Origin of the sequence: Synechococcus sp. N32, from assembly GCF_900473895.1 — a bacterium.
Lineage (GTDB): Bacteria > Cyanobacteriota > Cyanobacteriia > PCC-6307 > Cyanobiaceae > Parasynechococcus.
In genome coordinates this window covers 523,300-539,111 of sequence record NZ_UCND01000015.1, presented here as the reverse complement: position 1 = coordinate 539,111, position 15,812 = coordinate 523,300, and the positions used below count along the sequence as shown (strand labels likewise).

Annotated in this window: 27 protein-coding genes and 1 pseudogene; 11 read left to right on the top strand and 17 right to left on the bottom strand. The window is 60.6% G+C overall.

Going from position 1 to position 15,812, the window contains the following annotated elements:
* Positions 1–133: 133 nt before the first annotated feature.
* Positions 134–388: a DUF1651 domain-containing protein gene (locus DXY35_RS11510; RefSeq protein ID WP_115009155.1), complete on the bottom strand. Its 255-nt coding sequence runs from the start codon at positions 386–388 to the stop codon at positions 134–136.
* Positions 389–784: 396 nt separating this feature from the next.
* Here DXY35_RS11510 and DXY35_RS11505 point away from each other — a divergent pair, with 396 nt between their 5' ends.
* A complete protein-coding gene (locus tag DXY35_RS11505; RefSeq protein ID WP_006849985.1) occupies positions 785–1,069 on the top strand; it encodes a 2Fe-2S iron-sulfur cluster-binding protein in 285 nt (94 codons plus the stop codon).
* On the opposite strand, the gene nth is transcribed toward DXY35_RS11505, so the two are convergent.
* Entirely contained in the window at positions 1,070–1,723 is a 654-nt protein-coding gene (gene nth, locus DXY35_RS11500) for an endonuclease III (protein WP_115082389.1), read from the bottom strand. It lies immediately after the preceding gene.
* A 179-nt stretch (positions 1,724–1,902) separates the two neighbouring features.
* Here nth and DXY35_RS11495 point away from each other — a divergent pair, with 179 nt between their 5' ends.
* On the top strand, positions 1,903–2,790 hold the full coding sequence (locus DXY35_RS11495; protein WP_137006748.1) for a metal ABC transporter substrate-binding protein: 888 nt from the start codon (positions 1,903–1,905) through the stop codon (positions 2,788–2,790).
* Positions 2,790–3,545, top strand: a complete 756-nt coding sequence (locus DXY35_RS11490; protein ID WP_115082387.1) for a metal ABC transporter ATP-binding protein — start codon at positions 2,790–2,792, stop codon at positions 3,543–3,545. The genes DXY35_RS11495 and DXY35_RS11490 overlap by 1 nt, the downstream gene beginning before the upstream one ends.
* 16 nt (positions 3,546–3,561) lie before the next feature.
* Here DXY35_RS11490 and DXY35_RS11485 read toward each other — a convergent pair whose 3' ends face one another.
* From DXY35_RS11485 to DXY35_RS11470, 4 genes are read right to left on the bottom strand one after another with little or no spacing between them, the layout of a single operon-like run.
* Positions 3,562–4,791, bottom strand: a complete 1,230-nt coding sequence (locus DXY35_RS11485; RefSeq protein ID WP_115082386.1) for a flotillin family protein — start codon at positions 4,789–4,791, stop codon at positions 3,562–3,564.
* Complete coding sequence (locus DXY35_RS11480) at positions 4,791–6,128, bottom strand: flotillin family protein (RefSeq protein WP_115082385.1); 1,338 nt, start codon at positions 6,126–6,128, stop codon at positions 4,791–4,793. The genes DXY35_RS11485 and DXY35_RS11480 overlap by 1 nt, the downstream gene beginning before the upstream one ends.
* Positions 6,129–6,180: 52 nt before the next feature.
* Positions 6,181–6,690, bottom strand: a complete 510-nt coding sequence (locus tag DXY35_RS11475; RefSeq protein ID WP_115082384.1) for a nodulation protein NodD — start codon at positions 6,688–6,690, stop codon at positions 6,181–6,183.
* Positions 6,691–6,701: 11 nt separating this feature from the next.
* Positions 6,702–8,039, bottom strand: a complete 1,338-nt coding sequence (locus tag DXY35_RS11470; protein ID WP_115082383.1) for a 1-acyl-sn-glycerol-3-phosphate acyltransferase — start codon at positions 8,037–8,039, stop codon at positions 6,702–6,704.
* A gap of 32 nt (positions 8,040–8,071) precedes the next feature.
* Here DXY35_RS11470 and DXY35_RS11465 point away from each other — a divergent pair, with 32 nt between their 5' ends.
* Positions 8,072–8,896, top strand: a complete 825-nt coding sequence (locus DXY35_RS11465) for a metal ABC transporter permease (RefSeq protein ID WP_011364450.1) — start codon at positions 8,072–8,074, stop codon at positions 8,894–8,896.
* Between the two features lie 24 nt (positions 8,897–8,920).
* Here the strand turns inward: DXY35_RS11465 and DXY35_RS12860 are convergent, their stop codons facing one another.
* The 5 genes from DXY35_RS12860 to DXY35_RS11445 are packed head-to-tail and all read right to left on the bottom strand — an operon-like array spanning position 8,921 to position 11,037.
* Positions 8,921–9,076, bottom strand: a complete 156-nt coding sequence (locus DXY35_RS12860) for a hypothetical protein (protein WP_170950613.1) — start codon at positions 9,074–9,076, stop codon at positions 8,921–8,923.
* Positions 9,077–9,089: 13 nt separating this feature from the next.
* The gene (locus DXY35_RS11460) at positions 9,090–9,290 is read right to left on the bottom strand and encodes a hypothetical protein (RefSeq protein ID WP_006851769.1); all 201 of its coding nucleotides are present in this window, start codon (positions 9,288–9,290) and stop codon (positions 9,090–9,092) included.
* Positions 9,291–9,345: 55 nt separating this feature from the next.
* Positions 9,346–10,134, bottom strand: coding sequence for an ABC transporter ATP-binding protein (locus DXY35_RS11455; protein ID WP_115082382.1), 789 nt, complete (start codon positions 10,132–10,134; stop codon positions 9,346–9,348).
* The gene (locus DXY35_RS11450; protein WP_115082381.1) at positions 10,124–10,555 is read right to left on the bottom strand and encodes an NUDIX hydrolase; all 432 of its coding nucleotides are present in this window, start codon (positions 10,553–10,555) and stop codon (positions 10,124–10,126) included. Before DXY35_RS11450 ends, DXY35_RS11455 begins: the two co-directional genes overlap by 11 nt.
* Positions 10,552–11,037 (bottom strand): hypothetical protein, encoded by a 486-nt coding sequence (locus DXY35_RS11445; protein ID WP_244273134.1) that lies wholly within the window; start codon positions 11,035–11,037, stop codon positions 10,552–10,554. Before DXY35_RS11445 ends, DXY35_RS11450 begins: the two co-directional genes overlap by 4 nt.
* Positions 11,038–11,087: 50 nt before the next feature.
* Between DXY35_RS11445 and DXY35_RS11440 the strand changes: the two genes are divergently transcribed.
* Complete coding sequence (locus DXY35_RS11440) at positions 11,088–11,279, top strand: hypothetical protein (RefSeq protein ID WP_114989292.1); 192 nt, start codon at positions 11,088–11,090, stop codon at positions 11,277–11,279.
* Here the strand turns inward: DXY35_RS11440 and DXY35_RS11435 are convergent.
* The gene (locus tag DXY35_RS11435; protein ID WP_114989374.1) at positions 11,263–11,448 is read right to left on the bottom strand and encodes a hypothetical protein; all 186 of its coding nucleotides are present in this window, start codon (positions 11,446–11,448) and stop codon (positions 11,263–11,265) included. The genes DXY35_RS11440 and DXY35_RS11435 overlap by 17 nt on opposite strands.
* 65 nt (positions 11,449–11,513) lie before the next feature.
* Between DXY35_RS11435 and DXY35_RS11430 the strand changes: the two genes are divergently transcribed.
* The 6 genes from DXY35_RS11430 (at position 11,514) to DXY35_RS11405 (ending at position 13,981) form a co-directional block, all read left to right on the top strand.
* On the top strand, positions 11,514–12,008 hold the full coding sequence (locus DXY35_RS11430; RefSeq protein ID WP_244273132.1) for a hypothetical protein: 495 nt from the start codon (positions 11,514–11,516) through the stop codon (positions 12,006–12,008).
* Complete coding sequence (locus tag DXY35_RS11425; protein WP_115082380.1) at positions 12,005–12,226, top strand: chlorophyll a/b-binding protein; 222 nt, start codon at positions 12,005–12,007, stop codon at positions 12,224–12,226. Before DXY35_RS11430 ends, DXY35_RS11425 begins: the two co-directional genes overlap by 4 nt.
* Positions 12,227–12,229: 3 nt before the next feature.
* On the top strand, positions 12,230–12,886 hold the full coding sequence (locus tag DXY35_RS11420; protein ID WP_115082379.1) for a methyltransferase domain-containing protein: 657 nt from the start codon (positions 12,230–12,232) through the stop codon (positions 12,884–12,886).
* A 78-nt stretch (positions 12,887–12,964) separates the two neighbouring features.
* On the top strand, positions 12,965–13,147 hold the full coding sequence (locus DXY35_RS11415) for a hypothetical protein (RefSeq protein WP_115082378.1): 183 nt from the start codon (positions 12,965–12,967) through the stop codon (positions 13,145–13,147).
* A 223-nt stretch (positions 13,148–13,370) separates the two neighbouring features.
* On the top strand, positions 13,371–13,547 hold the full coding sequence (locus tag DXY35_RS12855) for a hypothetical protein (protein ID WP_170950612.1): 177 nt from the start codon (positions 13,371–13,373) through the stop codon (positions 13,545–13,547).
* Positions 13,548–13,609: 62 nt separating this feature from the next.
* Complete coding sequence (locus DXY35_RS11405) at positions 13,610–13,981, top strand: hypothetical protein (protein ID WP_115082377.1); 372 nt, start codon at positions 13,610–13,612, stop codon at positions 13,979–13,981.
* Positions 13,982–14,045: 64 nt separating this feature from the next.
* Here the strand turns inward: DXY35_RS11405 and DXY35_RS13225 are convergent, their stop codons facing one another.
* From DXY35_RS13225 to DXY35_RS11385, 5 genes and pseudogenes are all read right to left on the bottom strand, one after another.
* Complete coding sequence (locus DXY35_RS13225) at positions 14,046–14,177, bottom strand: hypothetical protein (RefSeq protein WP_256359523.1); 132 nt, start codon at positions 14,175–14,177, stop codon at positions 14,046–14,048.
* 6 nt (positions 14,178–14,183) lie between these two features.
* Entirely contained in the window at positions 14,184–14,351 is a 168-nt protein-coding gene (locus DXY35_RS11400) for a hypothetical protein (RefSeq protein ID WP_244273130.1), read from the bottom strand.
* 77 nt (positions 14,352–14,428) lie between these two features.
* Positions 14,429–14,590 (bottom strand): hypothetical protein, encoded by a 162-nt coding sequence (locus DXY35_RS12850; protein ID WP_170950611.1) that lies wholly within the window; start codon positions 14,588–14,590, stop codon positions 14,429–14,431.
* 128 nt (positions 14,591–14,718) lie between these two features.
* Positions 14,719–14,802 (bottom strand): annotated as a pseudogene (locus tag DXY35_RS11395) (DUF3104 domain-containing protein); the annotation flags it as partial.
* Between the two features lie 721 nt (positions 14,803–15,523).
* Positions 15,524–15,772 (bottom strand): DUF3104 domain-containing protein, encoded by a 249-nt coding sequence (locus DXY35_RS11385; protein WP_115082373.1) that lies wholly within the window; start codon positions 15,770–15,772, stop codon positions 15,524–15,526.
* Positions 15,773–15,812: the final 40 nt, after the last annotated feature.

Here is a 15,812-nt window from a genome sequence, read left to right as displayed (position 1 = left end):
CAAAACGGCTCGCAGGAGTGTGTCCTTGTTTCCACCCTGTGGGGCGTTTTTCCTCACAAACTCAACATGCCAATCCGATGCGTGGGCTGGGGTTGCTGATGGACAGCCTCGAAGTTGGCACCAGCGACCCGTCTCAAAGTTCAACCGCGTCGCCCCAGGCTGGAGATGCAAGGCGCTTCCAGCCCTGGGTCTGCAAGGACGCCCAGAGTTGTTCTGCTTCGGCCTTTCTCAGGTGTCGGCGTTCCTTCAGCAGGGGAGGGCCATCAGGCAGGCGCCGGCCTCTGTCGATGAAGACCTTCGGCTCATGGATCCATCCCTTCTGATCGCGATGGAATCGCCAGATCCAGCGGTCGTCGCTGTCAATCAGCCAGCCCTCTCCCATGACCATGCTGCAAGTACATCAGTACTAGCAATGGTGGGTTTGGCTGGTCAAGTGGTCTTCTGGTTCAGGTCCAGGCCAAAAAAAAGGAGCAGGCCCCTCAGCCCACCCCATCCGTGACGCATGGAAAGCACCACTGCTTTCGTGATGCACTGTCCAAGACGATGGCGCTTTGGTGGGTATCGATCCGCACATTTTTAGGCATTACTGCTTAGTAAGAACTGTTCTCATCCGCGGGATGATTCCGGAGGCGCGAGCATCACTGCCAACGCTTCGGGGAGTTGAACGAGCGCAGGTTCCCTCGCCTGCGCCTCCCCCAAACATTCATGGGAAGAGGTTGCGGATCCAGTTGCCTTGGCGCCGATCGTCTGATCCAGCTACCAACGCTTCAGGATCTTCCGCGTCATGGCCTCTTTCAACATCAGCATCGAGGGTGGTGCCAGCTTTTCGTGCCCTGATGACACATACATCCTCGATGCTGCCGAGGAGGCCGGAGTTGATCTGCCCTATTCCTGCCGGGCCGGCGCCTGTTCCACCTGCGCCGGCCGATTGGTGAGTGGCTCGGTGGATCAGACCGATCAGAGCTTTCTCGATGATGATCAGATCGGCCAGGGGTTTGCCCTCCTTTGTGTGAGCTACCCCACCGCTGATTGCGTGATCAAGGCCAACGCTGAAGAGCTGCTGTCTTGATCAGGGCTTGCGGGTGATCACAGGACGGCGCCGTTTCGGATAAAGCTCACGGCACATGGGGCAGACGGTTCCGTCGCAGCCCCGTGCTGTGCAGAACTCACGGCCCCAGAAGATGATCTGCAGGTGCAGTCGGTTCCAGTGCTCCTTGGGGAAGAGGCGCTTGAGGTCCTGTTCCGTGCGCGCCACACTGCTGCCGTCGCTCAACCCCCAGCGCTGGGCCAGCCGGTGGATGTGGGTGTCGACGGGGAAGGCGGGCACGCCGAAGGCCTGGGCCATCACCACGCTGGCTGTCTTGTGCCCCACGCCCGGTAACGCCTCGAGTTCCTCAAAGCTCTGGGGAACATCGCCGTCGTAGGCCGTCACCAGAATCTGGGCAAGGCGGCGCACGTTTCTGGCCTTGGTTTTGGCCAGCCCGAGCTGCCGGATGAACGCCAGGATCTGCTCCTCCTCGAGTGCCGCCATGGCGGCGGGTGTTGGCCCAGCGGCAAACAGCGCCGGCGTCACCTCATTCACCTTCTTGTCGGTGCATTGAGCACTCAACAGAACAGCGATCAGCAGGGTGAACGGGTCACTGTGATCCAGGGGGACCGGTGTTTCCGGGTACTGCTCGTGGAGGCGCTGCAGGATCACCTCCACCCGCTCAGACCTGCGCACGGTTTTTCAGTGGGTGGAGTGATCCTGGCGCCTCAGTGATTGCATCGCTTCGTTGCAGCCTTTCCCTGCCGTTGCCGAGATTGTTTTAGGACCTACTGATGCGATCCTCGATCAGGGCGCTTCGGCACGCATTGCCTCAGTTGAACTTGAACCGTACGGCAGCAGTGCTGCTGGTTGTGATGGGTGTGCTGCTGGCCTCTTGCCGCAGCCGAGAGCAGGACGTCAGCGCGGATTCACGCCCCCAGGTGCTTACCACCTTCACGGTTTTGGCCGATCTGGCCAGCAATGTGGCGGGTGAACGGTTGCAGGTGGCTTCGATCGTCAAGCCCGGTGCCGAGATCCACGGCTACCAACCCACCCCCAGTGACATCGAGCGCGCCAGCAAGGCGGATCTGATTGTTGAGAACGGGTTGGGGCTGGAGTTGTGGGCCCAGCGTTTCACGGCTGCAGCAGGGGATGTGCCCACCATCACCCTTTCGGAAGGCATGAAGCCTCTGCTGATCACGGAGGACGCCTATTCCGGCAAGCCCAATCCCCATGCCTGGATGTCCCCCCAGCGCACGATGGGTTACGTGGACCATCTGGAGCGGGCTTTCAGCCAACTCGATCCAGCCGGGGCTGAGGACTTTGCCGCTAACGCGTCGGCCTACAAAGCCAAGCTCCAGACCCTCGATCAGGAGCTGCGCAAGGCGATTGCCGCGCTGCCGGCCAAGCAACGGCTGCTGGTGAGTTGCGAGGGAGCCTTCTCTTATTTGGCAGCGGATTACGGACTCGAGGAGGCCTATCTCTGGCCGGTGAATGCAGAAAGCGAGATCACACCCAAGCGCATGGCACGGTTGATCGACACGGTGCGAGAGCGCGGGGTGCCAGCCATTTTTTGTGAAAGCACCGTCAGCGATAAAGCCCAACGTGAGGTGGCAGCGGCGGCAGGGGCGCGATTCGGTGGAACCTTTTACGTGGATTCCCTCTCGCCTCCGGACGGGCCTGCCCCCACCCTGTTGGAACTGCAGCGGCACAATGTGGGTCTGATCCGCAAGGGCCTGGACCTGTCCGAGAGCAACCGCTGATGCGCATTCAGGCCGACCAGCTCTGTGTGGACTACAACGGCACCGTTGCCCTGTACGACGCCAGCCTGCACCTGCCAGCCGGTTGCATCTGCGGTTTGGTGGGCATGAACGGTGCTGGTAAATCGACGTTCTTCAAGGCTCTCACTGGGTTTGTGCGCCCCTCGCGCGGCAGAATCCGGATCAACGGCAGCAGCGTTGCCGAAGCCCAGCGTCATCAAGCGGTGGCCTATGTGCCCCAGAGCGAAGGGGTGGATGCCCAGTTCCCCGTATCGGTGTGGGATGTGGTGATGATGGGCCGCTACGGCGCGATGAATGCGTTGCGGATTCCCCGCAGCTCCGATCGTGTGGCTGTGCAGGACGCCTTGACGCGGGTTGATCTGCTGGAGCTGGCCGATCGTCCCCTTGGCACCCTCTCCGGTGGTCAGCGCAAGCGCACGTTCCTGGCCCGAGCCATTGCCCAGCGCGCTGATGTGTTGCTGCTGGATGAGCCCTTCAATGGGGTTGATGTGCGCACTGAGCAGCTGATGGCCCAGCTGTTTCTTCAGTTCCGCGACGAGGGCCGCACGATCCTGATCTCCACCCACGACCTGGGCCACGTTCGTGATTTTTGCGATCTGGTGGTTCTGATCAACAAGACCGTGCTCGCCTACGGGGAAACCTCAGAAGTGTTCACCCCCGAGAACCTCGCCATGACCTTCGGTGGCGTGCCGCCGGATCTGCTGACGGGCAACAGCTCCCCCGAAGAGACGTTCTGATCGACAAACTTGCGGTTTAGTCGACGTTGTTGATTGATTCAGCAGACTTGATCGGCAGCTCCAAACCGGTGGATTGCTGCAGCTGTTTCAGCAAGGTGGCGATTGTGAGGGTGGAACCGGCAGATTTCTCCGCCACCAGACTGACCTCTTCCACTTCAACCGGCTGCACCGTATCGCTGAGCATCGTCAGCAACGGTTCCAGCTTCTGCAGCAGGAAAAGGCGTTTGGCGTCATCCCCCGAGCGTTTCAACGATTCCACAAGATCGCGCAGACCGTCCGCCTGGGAACGACCCTGTTCAATGATCGTGGCGGCTTCCCCCTTGGCCTCGGCCATCATGGTCTGACATTCCGACTCCGCCGGCGCGACGATATCGGCTTGCAGTTGTTCGGTGACCTGCTTGATCCGCTCGGTTTGCACCGGCAACTCAGCTTCTGCACGGGCCAGCTCGGCTCCCACGCTGGCCTCCACTTCGGCAATGAGTGCTGCCCTTCGGGTGAGGGCATCGGTGGTGCGCTTTTCGGCGTTGGCGGTGGCAATGGCGAGGTCCTTGTCCAGTCGCCTGAGGTCTGTGATGCGCTGGTTTTCAGCCTGCTTCACGGCGGACTGAGACTTGGCTTCTGCCTCTGCAATGCGCGAATCCCGCTTCAACTCCACCAATTGCTTGCGCCCGATGGAGTCGAGATAGCGCACATCATCAGAAATGTTCTGAATCTGCAGGGTGTCCAGCACCAGTCCAAGGCGCTGGAGATCGTCTTCGGCTTCCTCCAGGAGTGTTCGGGCGAAGGTCACTTTGTCTTCATTCAGTTGTTCGGGGGTCAGGCTCGACATCACGCCCCGCAGATTTCCCTCCAGGGTTTCCTTGGCGATGTGTCGGATCTCGTCTTGGCTTTTCCCGATCAGCCGCTCGATGGCGTTGTGAATTCCTGGCTCATCTCCCGAGATCTTGATGTTCGCCACACCGGAAACATTCAACGGAATGCCTCCTTTGGAGTAGGCGTTCTCCACCCGTAAATCGATGATCATGTTGCTCAGATCGAGCCGCATGACCTCCTCCAGTACCGGGATGCGCAGGGCGCTGCCACCTCGGACCGTGCGGTATCCCACGGTTTGACCGATGCCGGTGCGCCGCCTAAGTCCAGCGAAGATCAAGACCTCGCTGGGCTGACAGATGTAATAAAGCTGACGCAGCAGGATGATGAAAGCCCAGAGACCGGCAGCACCGGTGAGGCCGATAGCGACGAACATCAGAGATCTCCTGAATGAATAGTGGTGCTGCTGTTGCTCAAGGTGGACAGCAGATCGATGCCCAGGATCTGGTGCACTTGCTCGAAGAATTGGCGCACCACCCGGTGGTTGAGCTCCACAAGGCTGGCGAGGCTGGAGGCGTCATTCCCGTCCAGCGTGGTGATGCGCTTCAGCTGGATACGGCTGGGCAGTTGCGTTGCCTTGTCCAGCACCATTTCGATCTGCTGCAGCAGAAACACCAGTTCCGCGGTGCTGCCGGCCTCGTCCCACACGGTGGTGAGCAGATCATTCACCAAGGCACTGGCTTTCACATCCTCCGCTGTTGCAGCTGCCCGGCCTCGCGCCCGTAGTTCCTTCGCCTGCTGTGCGGCCTGAGCTGGAAGCACCTCTTCCGCCTGAAGCCGCAGCCGTTCAAGTTGTGCCCGCACCTGCTGAAGTTTCTGCTCGGCCCGAGCACGCGCTTCGAGTTCGGCTGCCGCCGTACGTTCCTCCTCGGACCGAGCTTTTTTTTCCATCTCCGCGATTTGAGTGCGGACCGCGTTGTCTTTTTCCAGCACGGTGGTTTCGGCTTCGGTGCGGACCACCTCAGCGACCTCTTCCATTTCCGCTTCCACCCGTTCGGCCTGACCGATCGCTTCCGCTTCAGCGATCTCCGCATCTCGCACGATCTGTGCAACCCTTCGACGGCTGATTGAATTCAGATAGTCGACATCGTCCGACACACTCTGAATCTTGAGGGTGTCGAGCTGCAGGCCAAGTCGCCGCATGTCTGAACCGACATCATCCGCGATCTGTTCAGCGAACCGCAGTCGATCCTCATTCACTTGTTCAGGTGTGAGCTGAGCGAGCACACTGCGCAGATTGCCTTCCAGGTTTTCCTTGGCCACCTGCACGATTTCGTTCTGGTGATGGCCGAGAAACCGTTCAATCGCGTTGTTCCGGATCGCTGGATCCGTGCTCACCTTCACATTGGCAATCGCCTGAATGTTGAGGGGAGTGCCGCCATGGGAGTAGGCATTGCTCACCTCCACAACGACCGGCAGCAGCGTCACATCCATGCGCCGTGCCGTTTCCAGGATCGGTTTCACGAAGGTCCAGCCACCATTGGCAACCACGCGATAGCCCTTGGCTCCTTGGCCCTGGTTTGACTTCGAACCGGTGACCACGAGCATTTCGTTGGGCCGGCAGATGCGGATCATCCAGCGACTGATCAGGTTCAGAGCTACAAGGCTCACCAGGACAAGGCCGGCTCCCCCGATGATCAATTCACCCTGATTGCGGTTGCTGAACTGAACGGTTGGCGGTCCGGTCTGCGCCTGGACCAGTTGTTTCGGCATCCGCGTTGCTGAGATCCGGTCCTGGCATAGCGACCGTGGTGCCAATCGACCATCACAATTCAGGCGGTTGAAGGGTTTCAACACGCAAGGTGTGGTCGTCGCTGGCGACCACAACCACCTTGGTGTTTGGGGCCAGAGCGCCTTTGCAACTCAGTGCAGGTCGCCGCAACAGCGTTCCCCGGACGGACAACTCAACGAAACCGCGCTGCTCGGCGTCCATTGCCAAAGTCACTACTCCCTCCAATCCGATCAGGTCGTCGCTGCGCACGAGGCTGTCGGCCTCCCGTCGGCCGATCACGCGCAGCAGTCGCGTCGCCGCCAGACCCATCCCGCCCCCAATGGTGAGGGCAATCAACTGACTGAACCAGCCGGCACTGGTCCGCACCAGCAGTTGCATCAACAGTCCAGACAAGCCGAAGCCTGTGAGACCAAACGACCAGAACGGAGTGCTGAACAGCAGGCTCAGCGCTCCGCCTTCCCCGTCGCCGCTGACGTCATCGTTTAAGGAGAGGCTGATCAGCACCATCCCGGCAAGGAGGCAGAACAGGTAAGCGTTGAGCATGGGGCGTCGTCTTAAAGGGGATCGTTGGGCATCACGGCGGTGAGTGCCTGCTCCAGGTCTTGCATGAACACCTGCATCGCCTCGCGACGGTTGCTGCGGTACTGACTCAGACGTGGCCGCACGGGCAAGGCTCGTCCGAGCTGCACCTCCACCCGTTGTGGGCCGAGGCTGGGCTGCCCCTTCCAGGGCTTGTCTTCGATCCAGCCGATCGCTTCCTCTACCAGCAGCAACATCTCGGCAAAGCGGTCAAAGTCGGGTCGATCACTGATGTAATGACCACTCACGCTGGTGAAATGCTCCACCAGTCGCATGCGGGTGAGTTGGAGGTCGGCTTCCCGTGCCTCCCAGTCCGCCAGGCTCCGCTCCAGCGGCGGAAGCTGATCAACACCTTCCCGGTAGATCCGATCCCAGGCGGCCTGCTCGATCCGGCGACAGCGCTCCTGGAGATTGCCGACGGCACGCAGGCCGAAATGGGTTTCGGCTTTGGCCAGGCCATGCCGGCGGTAGGCATCAATCCGTTCGCTGAAGGTCTGAGCTGGATCGGGCTTCAGCCGTTCGAGCTGCTCAAGGGCTTTGAGCAGATTCATGCCGATCTGGATCAGCCGGTCGCGGCTGGTGGTCTCGGGATTGTCCGGGCCGGCGTCGGGGGAGGAGATGCCGAGATGGCGTTCGAGGCAAGCCAACCGCGCTTCGAGGGCGATCCAGTTGGGGTGCCTCCAGCTGTAGTGAATGCCGATGGGCAACACCACCAGTGGCCGCTCGTCGTTGGCTTTCTCCAGATCCTCCGCGGCCCAGAACGCCAGCTGGGCCACTCCCGGCTCCAAGGGCGCCATCTCGCCGGAGAGGTTGTTGGTGGCTCCTTCCGGTGCCACCACCAGCGGGTAGCGCCCCTGGGCCAGAGCCCCGCGCGCTTGGGCCAGCGCTGGGCGATCCAAGCGGCCGCGGTGGATGGCGATGCCGCCACTGCGTTGCAACAGCCAGCCGATCACCGGGCCCGCCCAGATCGGAATGCCGCGGTCGTAGAGAAACCGCAGCTGGATGGGTCGTGGCAGCTGCAGCTTGAGTCGCCGTGCGGCCCGGGGAATGCCGTTCCAGAACAGATCCGCCATCACCACCGGATCACGGGTGCTGGGGTGCCGAAAGGCGATCAGCAGATTGCAGCCCCCCGACTGCTGGGCTGCAAAGGCCTTGGCCAGGGCTTCTGCCGCATCACGATGGCTCAGCTCAAGGCCCTGACTGCGGAAGAGCAGCGGAAGCAGGCGGCTCACCACGGCCTGAACCATCCGGCTGGGACGGGTGGGCAGCCGGCGCAGTGCAGGACGAGCGTTGTGGGTGGAGGCGCGGGGCATCGAACCGACTGCAGCGCGCCCATACTGATCCGATGGAGCTTTTGCTGGAACCCCTCAGTCACGCCTTCATGGTGAAGGCGTTGATGATCAGTGCCCTGGTTGGGGGTGTTTGCGGGCTGTTGTCCTGCTTCATGACCCTGAAGGGATGGGCGTTGATGGGTGATGCCGTCTCCCATGCGGTCCTCCCTGGCGTGGTGGTTGCCTATGCCCTGGGCCTTCCCTTCTCCCTGGGGGCGTTCGTCTTCGGTGTGGGCTCCGTTGCCGCCATCGGCTTTGTGAAGCAGAAGTCGAGGGTGAAGGAAGACACCGTCATCGGGCTTGTCTTCACCGGTTTCTTCGCTCTGGGGCTCGTGCTCGTCTCCAAGACGCGCAGCAACATCGATCTCACCCACATCCTCTTCGGCAATGTGCTGGGGATCTCAGCGGGGGATGTGCAGCAGACCCTGGTGATTTCGGTGCTGGTGCTAGTGCTGCTGCTGCTGTTCCGGCGGGACCTGATGCTCTTCTGCTTCGATCCCACCCATGCCCGATCGATCGGGATCAACACCGGACTCCTGCACTACATGCTGTTGGGACTCCTCTCCCTGGCCGCTGTTGCCGGTCTGCAGACCGTTGGAATCATCCTGGTGGTATCGATGCTCGTCACCCCCGGTGCCACGGCCTATCTGCTCACCGATCGGTTCGACCGGATGACGCTGCTGGCCGTCACCAGCAGCGTGCTCTCCAGTGTGCTGGGGGTGTTCATCAGCTACTGGACCGACAGCTCCACCGCCGGTTGCATCGTGCTGGCGCAAACCGCGCAATTCGTGCTCGCCTTCCTTCTTGCACCTGGGCAGGGGGTGCTGCGGCGTCTCTGACCAGTTGATGAGTGGATCAGTGGATCAGCGCTCGTCGTCGTCCCAGTCGTAGGTGTCGTTGAAGCGCTGAACGCCGGCTTCTCGAAAGTGAAAGTCCTTGGCGGAACGACCCTGATCCGATGCAGTTTGCTTGGAACCGTCCTGGTCCCACGGCTCGCGGTAATCAAGATCGTCCCGCATGTTCTGGAACGGCTCAGGAGGCTTCGCTGTCATCCCACTTGGCTTTGCCATCCAGCAGTTCGATCAGCTCCTGGAGCTTGCCCATGGTGACGCGCACATCGGCACCGTCGGGCAGAACACCATCGGCTACCACGTTGTAATGGTCACGGCACTGGTTGCGCAGCTCCTGCAGGCGCTTCTTGGTGATGGTCTTTTTCTGTTCTGCCGTTGCCATGGCGATTGCGTGGTCTGGCCCTCATCCCTAGCAGAGCAGGGTGCTGCCTACCGATCTACCCCGGAAGAACCTGGCGAAAGCCATGGGCTTCCACCACGTTGAGCGGGGTGTTGAACAGTTCACTCAGTTCGGCGGGCCGCAGCATCTCCCTTGGGCTTCCATCCCCAACAAGACGTCCCTCTGCCAGAAACAGCACCCGTTCCATCTCCGGAACGATCGTGTCCACCCGATGGGTGACCTGCACCACGGTGGTTCCCGCTTGGATCAAGCGCCGCAGGATCGCCAGCAACTGATGGCAGGCCTGGAGGTCGAGGGCACGGCTCGGCTCATCCAGCACCAGCACCTCCGGTTGGTGAACCAGGGCGCGAGCGATCAACAGGCGGCGCCGCTGTCCGTCCGACAGCTCTCCGCAGCAGCGTTCACGGATGCCGTGGAGGTGCAGTTGATCGAGCAGATTTCGCGCTTGCTCCCATTGCCGCGCACTGGGCTTCTGATCACGGCCCAGCCTGGTGGCCCCAAAAAAATTGCTCACCACCGCCTCTTCAACAGCTGTTTTGGGATGAAGCCGCTGTTCCATGTCGCTCGACACCACCCCCAGGCGGCTGCGCAGCGCCCAGAGGTTCACCGTCTCGCTGCCAAACAACCGCAGATGAGCGTCGGGGCGAACGATGGGATACAGGCTGCGGTCGATCAGTTTCACCAGGCTGCTTTTGCCTGCGCCATTGGGCCCCAACACCGTTGTGGACTGCCGCAGTTTCAATTGCAGGTTGAGCTTGTGCAGCACCGGCCGATCGCCCAGCCATGCCTCCACATTGCGGAGATCCAGCCAGGTTTCAGTGGTCATGGCCCTCCTGCAGCAACCGATCGATCACGATCGACAGGCGCGGAGCGACAGGCCGGAGCTCCTGCTGCCGCTCACTCCAGATGGCGTCACGCACCAGATCACTGAGGGGCACCAACTTCATCTCCTGGCCCTCCTTCAACTGCAGTTGGCTCACGGGCACGCTGAGCGTTCCGCGGAACACGTGGGCCACCCGTTTGCCGCTGTCATCGCTGAACCATGGTTCGAGCGGCACGCTGGGTGACCAAGCGATCTCCTCCTGCAATTCGCGGTGCACGGCTTCGCTGGCTGTTTCTCCCGGATCGAGATGGCCGCCAAACAACCCCCAGTGGCCCGGATAAATGATCGAGTCGATGTCGTCGCGCAGTTGGAGCAGCCATCGGCCTTCCCGCTCGAGCATGGCCAGGGCGACGGCGGGCTTCATGACGCCTCCGGTGTCTTGCGGGACCACTGGGCCAGTCCACCGCCCCGCCCCCGCGCTGTGAGTGTTCCCTGCTGCTCGTTCAGTTCAATCAGGGCAAAGAAGGGCAAGCGTTGGGGTTCCGGTGAGGGCAGGCTTCGCTGCAGCAGCACCTGATCGGACCAGCTCAGCTCCAACGACGTGAAGCTGAACTTCAGCAGTGGTCTTGAACCCTTCAGCTGGGCCTGGCCGCTGAACCGCAAGCGGAAACCGGCCAGGCAGACCTGATTCACGATGCTCAGGCCCTGGTTGCCGCGGCTCAGGATCAGGCTGGCCTGCAGCCAACGCAGCAGCGGTGCGGTGCCGGGCGCCGGTGCATCCCCGCTGCGCGTCCAGGTCTGCTGCAACATCCAGCAGCCCGGCAGCTGCTCGATCTGAATGCCGCTGCCCTCACGGCGGCTCTGGTCTTCCCTCGCCAGAAGAGCTGCGGCAGGAGAATCAGGCAAGGCTGAGATCATGGGGCTCTGCAACATCCCCATCTTTTCGGAGTCGGCCCATGCAGCGCGACAAGCGCCGGACACCTCCCATAACGGACCTGCTTCTACGGGGACTGCGCATCGGGGCCAGCACCGTTGCCCTGGTGGAACTGCTGCGCAGCGATTGGATCGGAGGGGGGCTCGCCAGCCTGGCCTGGCTGGTCTTCGTTCAGGTGGAGCGTCGCCGGGCGCCGCTCAAGCCTCCGTCCTGAGGATCGAATCGATGCAGTTCGGGTGTTGACGGATATAAGCGTTGAACTCCATGGCCAGCAGACGGGCCTCAAAAGCATCGGTGGCGTAGAAGCAGGATTCCAGCTTTTCTCCGTTGGATGTCTTGTGGCGGACGGTGTAGGCAGCCCGTCCTTGAGCAATGCTGGCCATGGACTGATGAAGCAGTCGTTTCAAGCTGGCACTCCTGCCAGGTGGAATTCCATAACCATTCATTCATGTTTGCGTTTCAACGCTTCGTAAAGCTGTTTGAAGCGGCCGACAGTCCGTCTCACCTCTCTGCCCGCATCCTGCTGCCCATGGCCTCCCCTGCTCTGGCCTTCAACGTTGCTCTCGCGTCACTCCTGTCCCTGATCGCGGGGCCTGTTCAGGCGGAATGGCAGCCGATGCAGGAGCCGGCGGTTTGGCAATCCCGTCGCGGCGATCTGCTTCCCGGCGACGGCTGGATCTTCATGGAAGCCCTCGACACCCCCGCGATCAAGGCGGCTGAATACATCCGGGCCCCCCAGAGCGTGGACGGTTTCGTTGAGGTGGAAGCAGGCCTGCTGATTCAGCGCGCTGGCCAGGACCGGTGGACCCAACGGGTTCTGCCGATGCGTGCCAACTGTGCCAAAGGGCAGCTGGAGCAACGCCAGGCCGATGGTGCTTGGACCGTGTACCCCGGTCGCGATGGAACCGTGGTTAAGGTCCGCTGGATCTGCGCATTGCGATGAGTCGGCCTGCTTTTCGTTACGAGGAACCGGAACGCTTCGGCGAGTCGCTCACCACAGCACGCCCCTGGAACCGGTCTGCCCTGACCGACGTGGAGCTGCTCAATGGACGGGTAGCCATGCTCGGTTTTTTGGCTGCCGTGGTGCTTGAAAAGGCCACGGGCTTGGGAATCGCTGGTCAGCTTGGTGCAGCTCTGCGTTGGTACCTGCAGCTGGGTTGATTGATGACGGTTGTTCCTGTTCTGAAGGACTCCCAACGCTTCAAGTTGGATGCCACCGACGACGCGATCTTCTACAGCGAGCCGCGTTTCGTTCACCACCTGGATGCGGGTTTTCGTGCTCGGCTGACCGCCCTCTATCGCGAGCGCATTCCTCCCTGTGCCCAGGTGCTGGATCTGATGAGCAGTTGGGTGAGCCACCTGCCGGACGATGTCAGTTACGACAACGTCATCGGCCATGGCCTCAATGCTGAGGAGCTGAGTGCCAATCCCCGATTGGATCGGCACTGGGTTCAGAACCTCAACCGCGACCAAACCCTCCCGGTTGAGGATGCTTCGATCGATGCCACCCTGATCGTGGCCGGTTGGCAATACCTGCAACAGCCCGAGCCGATCGCCGCTGAGCTGTGGCGGATCACCCGCCCCCGGGGCCAGGTGATCGTGGCGTTTTCCAATCGAATGTTCTTCACCAAGGCTCCCCAGGTCTGGACCGACGGTGATGACCGTGATCACCTGCGTTACGTCGCTGAGGTGTTGATGGCCCAGGGCTGGCCCCAGCCGGAGATCGTTGCCGAAGACACCCGCGCCGAGGGTGTGATGGGCTTGTTCGGTGGCAAGGGAGATCCTTTCTTCGCCGTTGTGGCCGAGAAACCTCTCTACTGATTCCTCGACTTTCCTTTGCCTTGCAGGGATGGACGTTGTTCTGAATTGCGGCAGCGTGAGGCGAGAACCTGGATCTCCATGAGCTTCACCCTTCCGGGTCTTCTCCCCTGGCGCTTCAGGATCGTGTTGATCGGTCAGCAGGTGGTTCTGGAGGCTTCGTCTGAGGATCAGCAGCAGAGCACGGTTCTTGAACCTGGTGGAAGCCGCATTCGGCGTGGCTACGACCTGATCAAGGCTCCGCAATGTGCGTTGATCCGGTGAGCAGCACGTCTCGCCTCTCCCAGCTCGTCGTCATCTTCGGTGGCTTTCTGAGTACCGAGTCTCATCAGTCACAGCAAGCCCTTTGGTCTTGATCCTGCAGTGGTGGGCCTTGTTTGGGCCTAGTCCCTCAGTGCTGTTGCGCTTCAGGAATCTGCGGTTATGTTCGGTTCAGGGACCCCCACGGGGGGACCTCTGACCGGATGCAGCTGCACAGCGGGAGCAGGTGATAGAGCGGGCCCGGGAGGCCACGCGAGCTCGTGAGAAAGCGATCTTTCAACAGCAGGCTCAGAAATCGGCTGAATTCCGGAGCATGGGAATTCTGGGCCGGATGGCCGCTTCACCTCTCAGCGCCAACGCGATCGCTCAAGCCCGTGCCCAATGGGGCATCACAGGCGAATGATGGCGTTGGCTCGTCATACAGGCAGACCCACTCGGGAGGAATCCGGTGAGATTCCCCCTAAAGTGCGTGCTGCCCTAACCCTCAGGGCCGCAGGTCACAGCTGGAAGCAGTGCTCCGACATTACCGGGGCCAGCTACCGGAACCTCCTGAAGTGGAAGGATCTGCCGATAGCTGAGGCCTACGTCGAGGAGAAGGTGAAGGAGGCCCAGGCGGGCACCTACAACAAGCTCATTAGCGCCGGCCCAGCTGTTGCCGATCGGCTGCTGTCAATCGCGTTGAATCCAGAGACGAAGTCCTATGCCGCGGTGAGCGCCTGTGAGGCGGTGATCCGCAGCATCGAGCGAGGGGTGCTGGACCGCGAGATGCGGGAACACATCACCAAGCGGCGAGAGCAGATGGCCCAGCTGGAGCATGGACGACCGATCGATGTTTGAGCCTCGACTGCTGACCGAGGAGGAAGCGCAATGGCGTGCCTCCTGCGGTTGGCATGTCGATGAATCAGCCGTCGTCGTTGCCCTTATTTTCCGGCAGCTCGGTGGATTCAGGTGTCTTGGCCTTACTGCTGAAGATCACCTTTGCGATGACAAAGGCAATCGCAATGGCGCCCAGCAGAAAGCCAAGAAGCTCCATTGCTGATCAGGCTTTGATTTCAGTCTTCTGAGGAGCCTCGGTCTCACCGTTGTGGTGAGCGTTGGCGCCGCCAACAAAAACCAGCACAGCCATGATCGCGGCGATCGCAACAGCTGCACGGACGCGCAGGACGCCATACGAAGCAGTGAAGTCAGCCGTGTTCAAGTGTTTCATGCAGGTGAAACTAACGGCGTTCTCAGAATTTGAGCGCGTCAATTGATACGAGGTCCAGACCCTCGGAAAGATGTGAGTCAGGCAGCACTGCCTCCCATGAGCTCTGAGACGTTAGGCATTGGGTCTGGCTTCCCATCGGCAATGGCACGAGCGCGAAGGTAGAACCAGCTCTCGGTGTTGCCCTTGGCTTCCATGCTCTCGGCGATGGCTTTCCAGTTGTTGACTTCGGCTTGATCCATGGGGAGCAAATAAAAAAATCTCCGGAACCCCTCAGATCCGGAGACCGTCCAACTGTCTGGTCGCAGCTCTGCGTTCAGACACCCAGACACTAAAAATCCTGCTTTGGGGACGGAGGTACGGATGACCGTTAAACCCTCGGCACGATGTGAGTAACCAGGTCGGCGTTGACCCAGTTGATGACACCGGCATTGACATCAGTCAACTGAAACAAATGGAGGGCGGAGCCCCCTACGAGATCGACTTTTAGTCCCTACGAGTTACCTGCCTCTAGGACAATCACTTGATCCATTCTCTTTTCCTCGGCAGTGAGGAAATCGGCCCACATCCCTATAAGGAAACTCAGAGTCGCTAAAGCCTGAACCTGCTCCTTCGAGCCAGGACGGGTGTATTTGAAGTCCATGAACATACGGTCAGCGGCTGATTGCTGTTCCTGGCATCGAGCATCAATGGACATTGTCACGCCCCGATTTTGATCACAATAACTATGTTTCGTTACATTACGTAATGAGTGTGCTTTTGGGCCCTTATGTCCATCTCCAGTCAAGACCTGATCGTCTTCTTCGCCAGCTTCGGCGTGGCTCTCGTCGCTTTGAACCTCTACAAGCTGTCTCAGCCTGCAAAGGGCTGAGGCCTCAGGCCCGTGGGTAGGGGTGAGTCGCCAGGTCGGCTTTGACCCAATCGCTCATAAAAAAAGAGGCAGGCCCCTCAGCCCACCCCAAACGACGCATTAGAGGCACCACTGCCTCATCACCCATTTTGGCTCTCGCGTGACTCGCCTGTGTAGCCCTGCGAACCGATCGAGGAACCAATTAGGCATTAATTCCCAGTGAGAACCGTCATTCAGTCGTTTTAGAAATGAATTGCGCGTCTGCACCACTGCAGCGCCTTGGGAGATGAAGACAAGCGGGTTCCCTCGCCCGCGTCTCCCTGGTTCAGCAGCGCGGAACGATGTGCGTAACCAGGTCAGCGTTGACCCAGTTGATGACGCCGGTATCGACATCAGCCACTTGGAACAACGTTGGAACCTTTGGGTTTCTGGCACCGCCATCCACCCAGATCACATCTGCCATACGCCAAGCACCATCCGAGTCGGTGATGACCACCGCGTCGCCTGGTTTGACCTGCAAAAAAATGGGATCCGACTTGGGCGCTGCAACGGCGCTTGCATAGTCAACCGACATACTCCTGTACTAATACAGCTGTATTAGTACAGGAGTATGT

Coding starts and splice junctions, on each gene's coding strand:
- DXY35_RS11510 (WP_115009155.1), bottom strand. CDS start 388: ATGGTCATGGGAGAGGGCTGGCTGATTGACAGCGACGACCGCTGGATC.
- DXY35_RS11505 (WP_006849985.1), top strand. CDS start 785: ATGGCCTCTTTCAACATCAGCATCGAGGGTGGTGCCAGCTTTTCGTGC.
- DXY35_RS11495 (WP_137006748.1), top strand. CDS start 1,903: ATGGGTGTGCTGCTGGCCTCTTGCCGCAGCCGAGAGCAGGACGTCAGC.
- DXY35_RS11490 (WP_115082387.1), top strand. CDS start 2,790: ATGCGCATTCAGGCCGACCAGCTCTGTGTGGACTACAACGGCACCGTT.
- DXY35_RS11485 (WP_115082386.1), bottom strand. CDS start 4,791: ATGTTCGTCGCTATCGGCCTCACCGGTGCTGCCGGTCTCTGGGCTTTC.
- DXY35_RS11480 (WP_115082385.1), bottom strand. CDS start 6,128: ATGCCGAAACAACTGGTCCAGGCGCAGACCGGACCGCCAACCGTTCAG.
- DXY35_RS11475 (WP_115082384.1), bottom strand. CDS start 6,690: ATGCTCAACGCTTACCTGTTCTGCCTCCTTGCCGGGATGGTGCTGATC.
- DXY35_RS11470 (WP_115082383.1), bottom strand. CDS start 8,039: ATGCCCCGCGCCTCCACCCACAACGCTCGTCCTGCACTGCGCCGGCTG.
- DXY35_RS11465 (WP_011364450.1), top strand. CDS start 8,072: ATGGAGCTTTTGCTGGAACCCCTCAGTCACGCCTTCATGGTGAAGGCG.
- DXY35_RS12860 (WP_170950613.1), bottom strand. CDS start 9,076: ATGCGGGACGATCTTGATTACCGCGAGCCGTGGGACCAGGACGGTTCC.
- DXY35_RS11460 (WP_006851769.1), bottom strand. CDS start 9,290: ATGGCAACGGCAGAACAGAAAAAGACCATCACCAAGAAGCGCCTGCAG.
- DXY35_RS11455 (WP_115082382.1), bottom strand. CDS start 10,134: ATGACCACTGAAACCTGGCTGGATCTCCGCAATGTGGAGGCATGGCTG.
- DXY35_RS11450 (WP_115082381.1), bottom strand. CDS start 10,555: ATGAAGCCCGCCGTCGCCCTGGCCATGCTCGAGCGGGAAGGCCGATGG.
- DXY35_RS11440 (WP_114989292.1), top strand. CDS start 11,088: ATGCAGCGCGACAAGCGCCGGACACCTCCCATAACGGACCTGCTTCTA.
- DXY35_RS11435 (WP_114989374.1), bottom strand. CDS start 11,448: ATGGCCAGCATTGCTCAAGGACGGGCTGCCTACACCGTCCGCCACAAG.
- DXY35_RS11430 (WP_244273132.1), top strand. CDS start 11,514: ATGTTTGCGTTTCAACGCTTCGTAAAGCTGTTTGAAGCGGCCGACAGT.
- DXY35_RS11425 (WP_115082380.1), top strand. CDS start 12,005: ATGAGTCGGCCTGCTTTTCGTTACGAGGAACCGGAACGCTTCGGCGAG.
- DXY35_RS11420 (WP_115082379.1), top strand. CDS start 12,230: ATGACGGTTGTTCCTGTTCTGAAGGACTCCCAACGCTTCAAGTTGGAT.
- DXY35_RS11415 (WP_115082378.1), top strand. CDS start 12,965: ATGAGCTTCACCCTTCCGGGTCTTCTCCCCTGGCGCTTCAGGATCGTG.
- DXY35_RS13225 (WP_256359523.1), bottom strand. CDS start 14,177: ATGGAGCTTCTTGGCTTTCTGCTGGGCGCCATTGCGATTGCCTTTGTC.
- DXY35_RS11400 (WP_244273130.1), bottom strand. CDS start 14,351: ATGAAACACTTGAACACGGCTGACTTCACTGCTTCGTATGGCGTCCTG.
- DXY35_RS12850 (WP_170950611.1), bottom strand. CDS start 14,590: ATGGATCAAGCCGAAGTCAACAACTGGAAAGCCATCGCCGAGAGCATG.
- DXY35_RS11385 (WP_115082373.1), bottom strand. CDS start 15,772: ATGTCGGTTGACTATGCAAGCGCCGTTGCAGCGCCCAAGTCGGATCCC.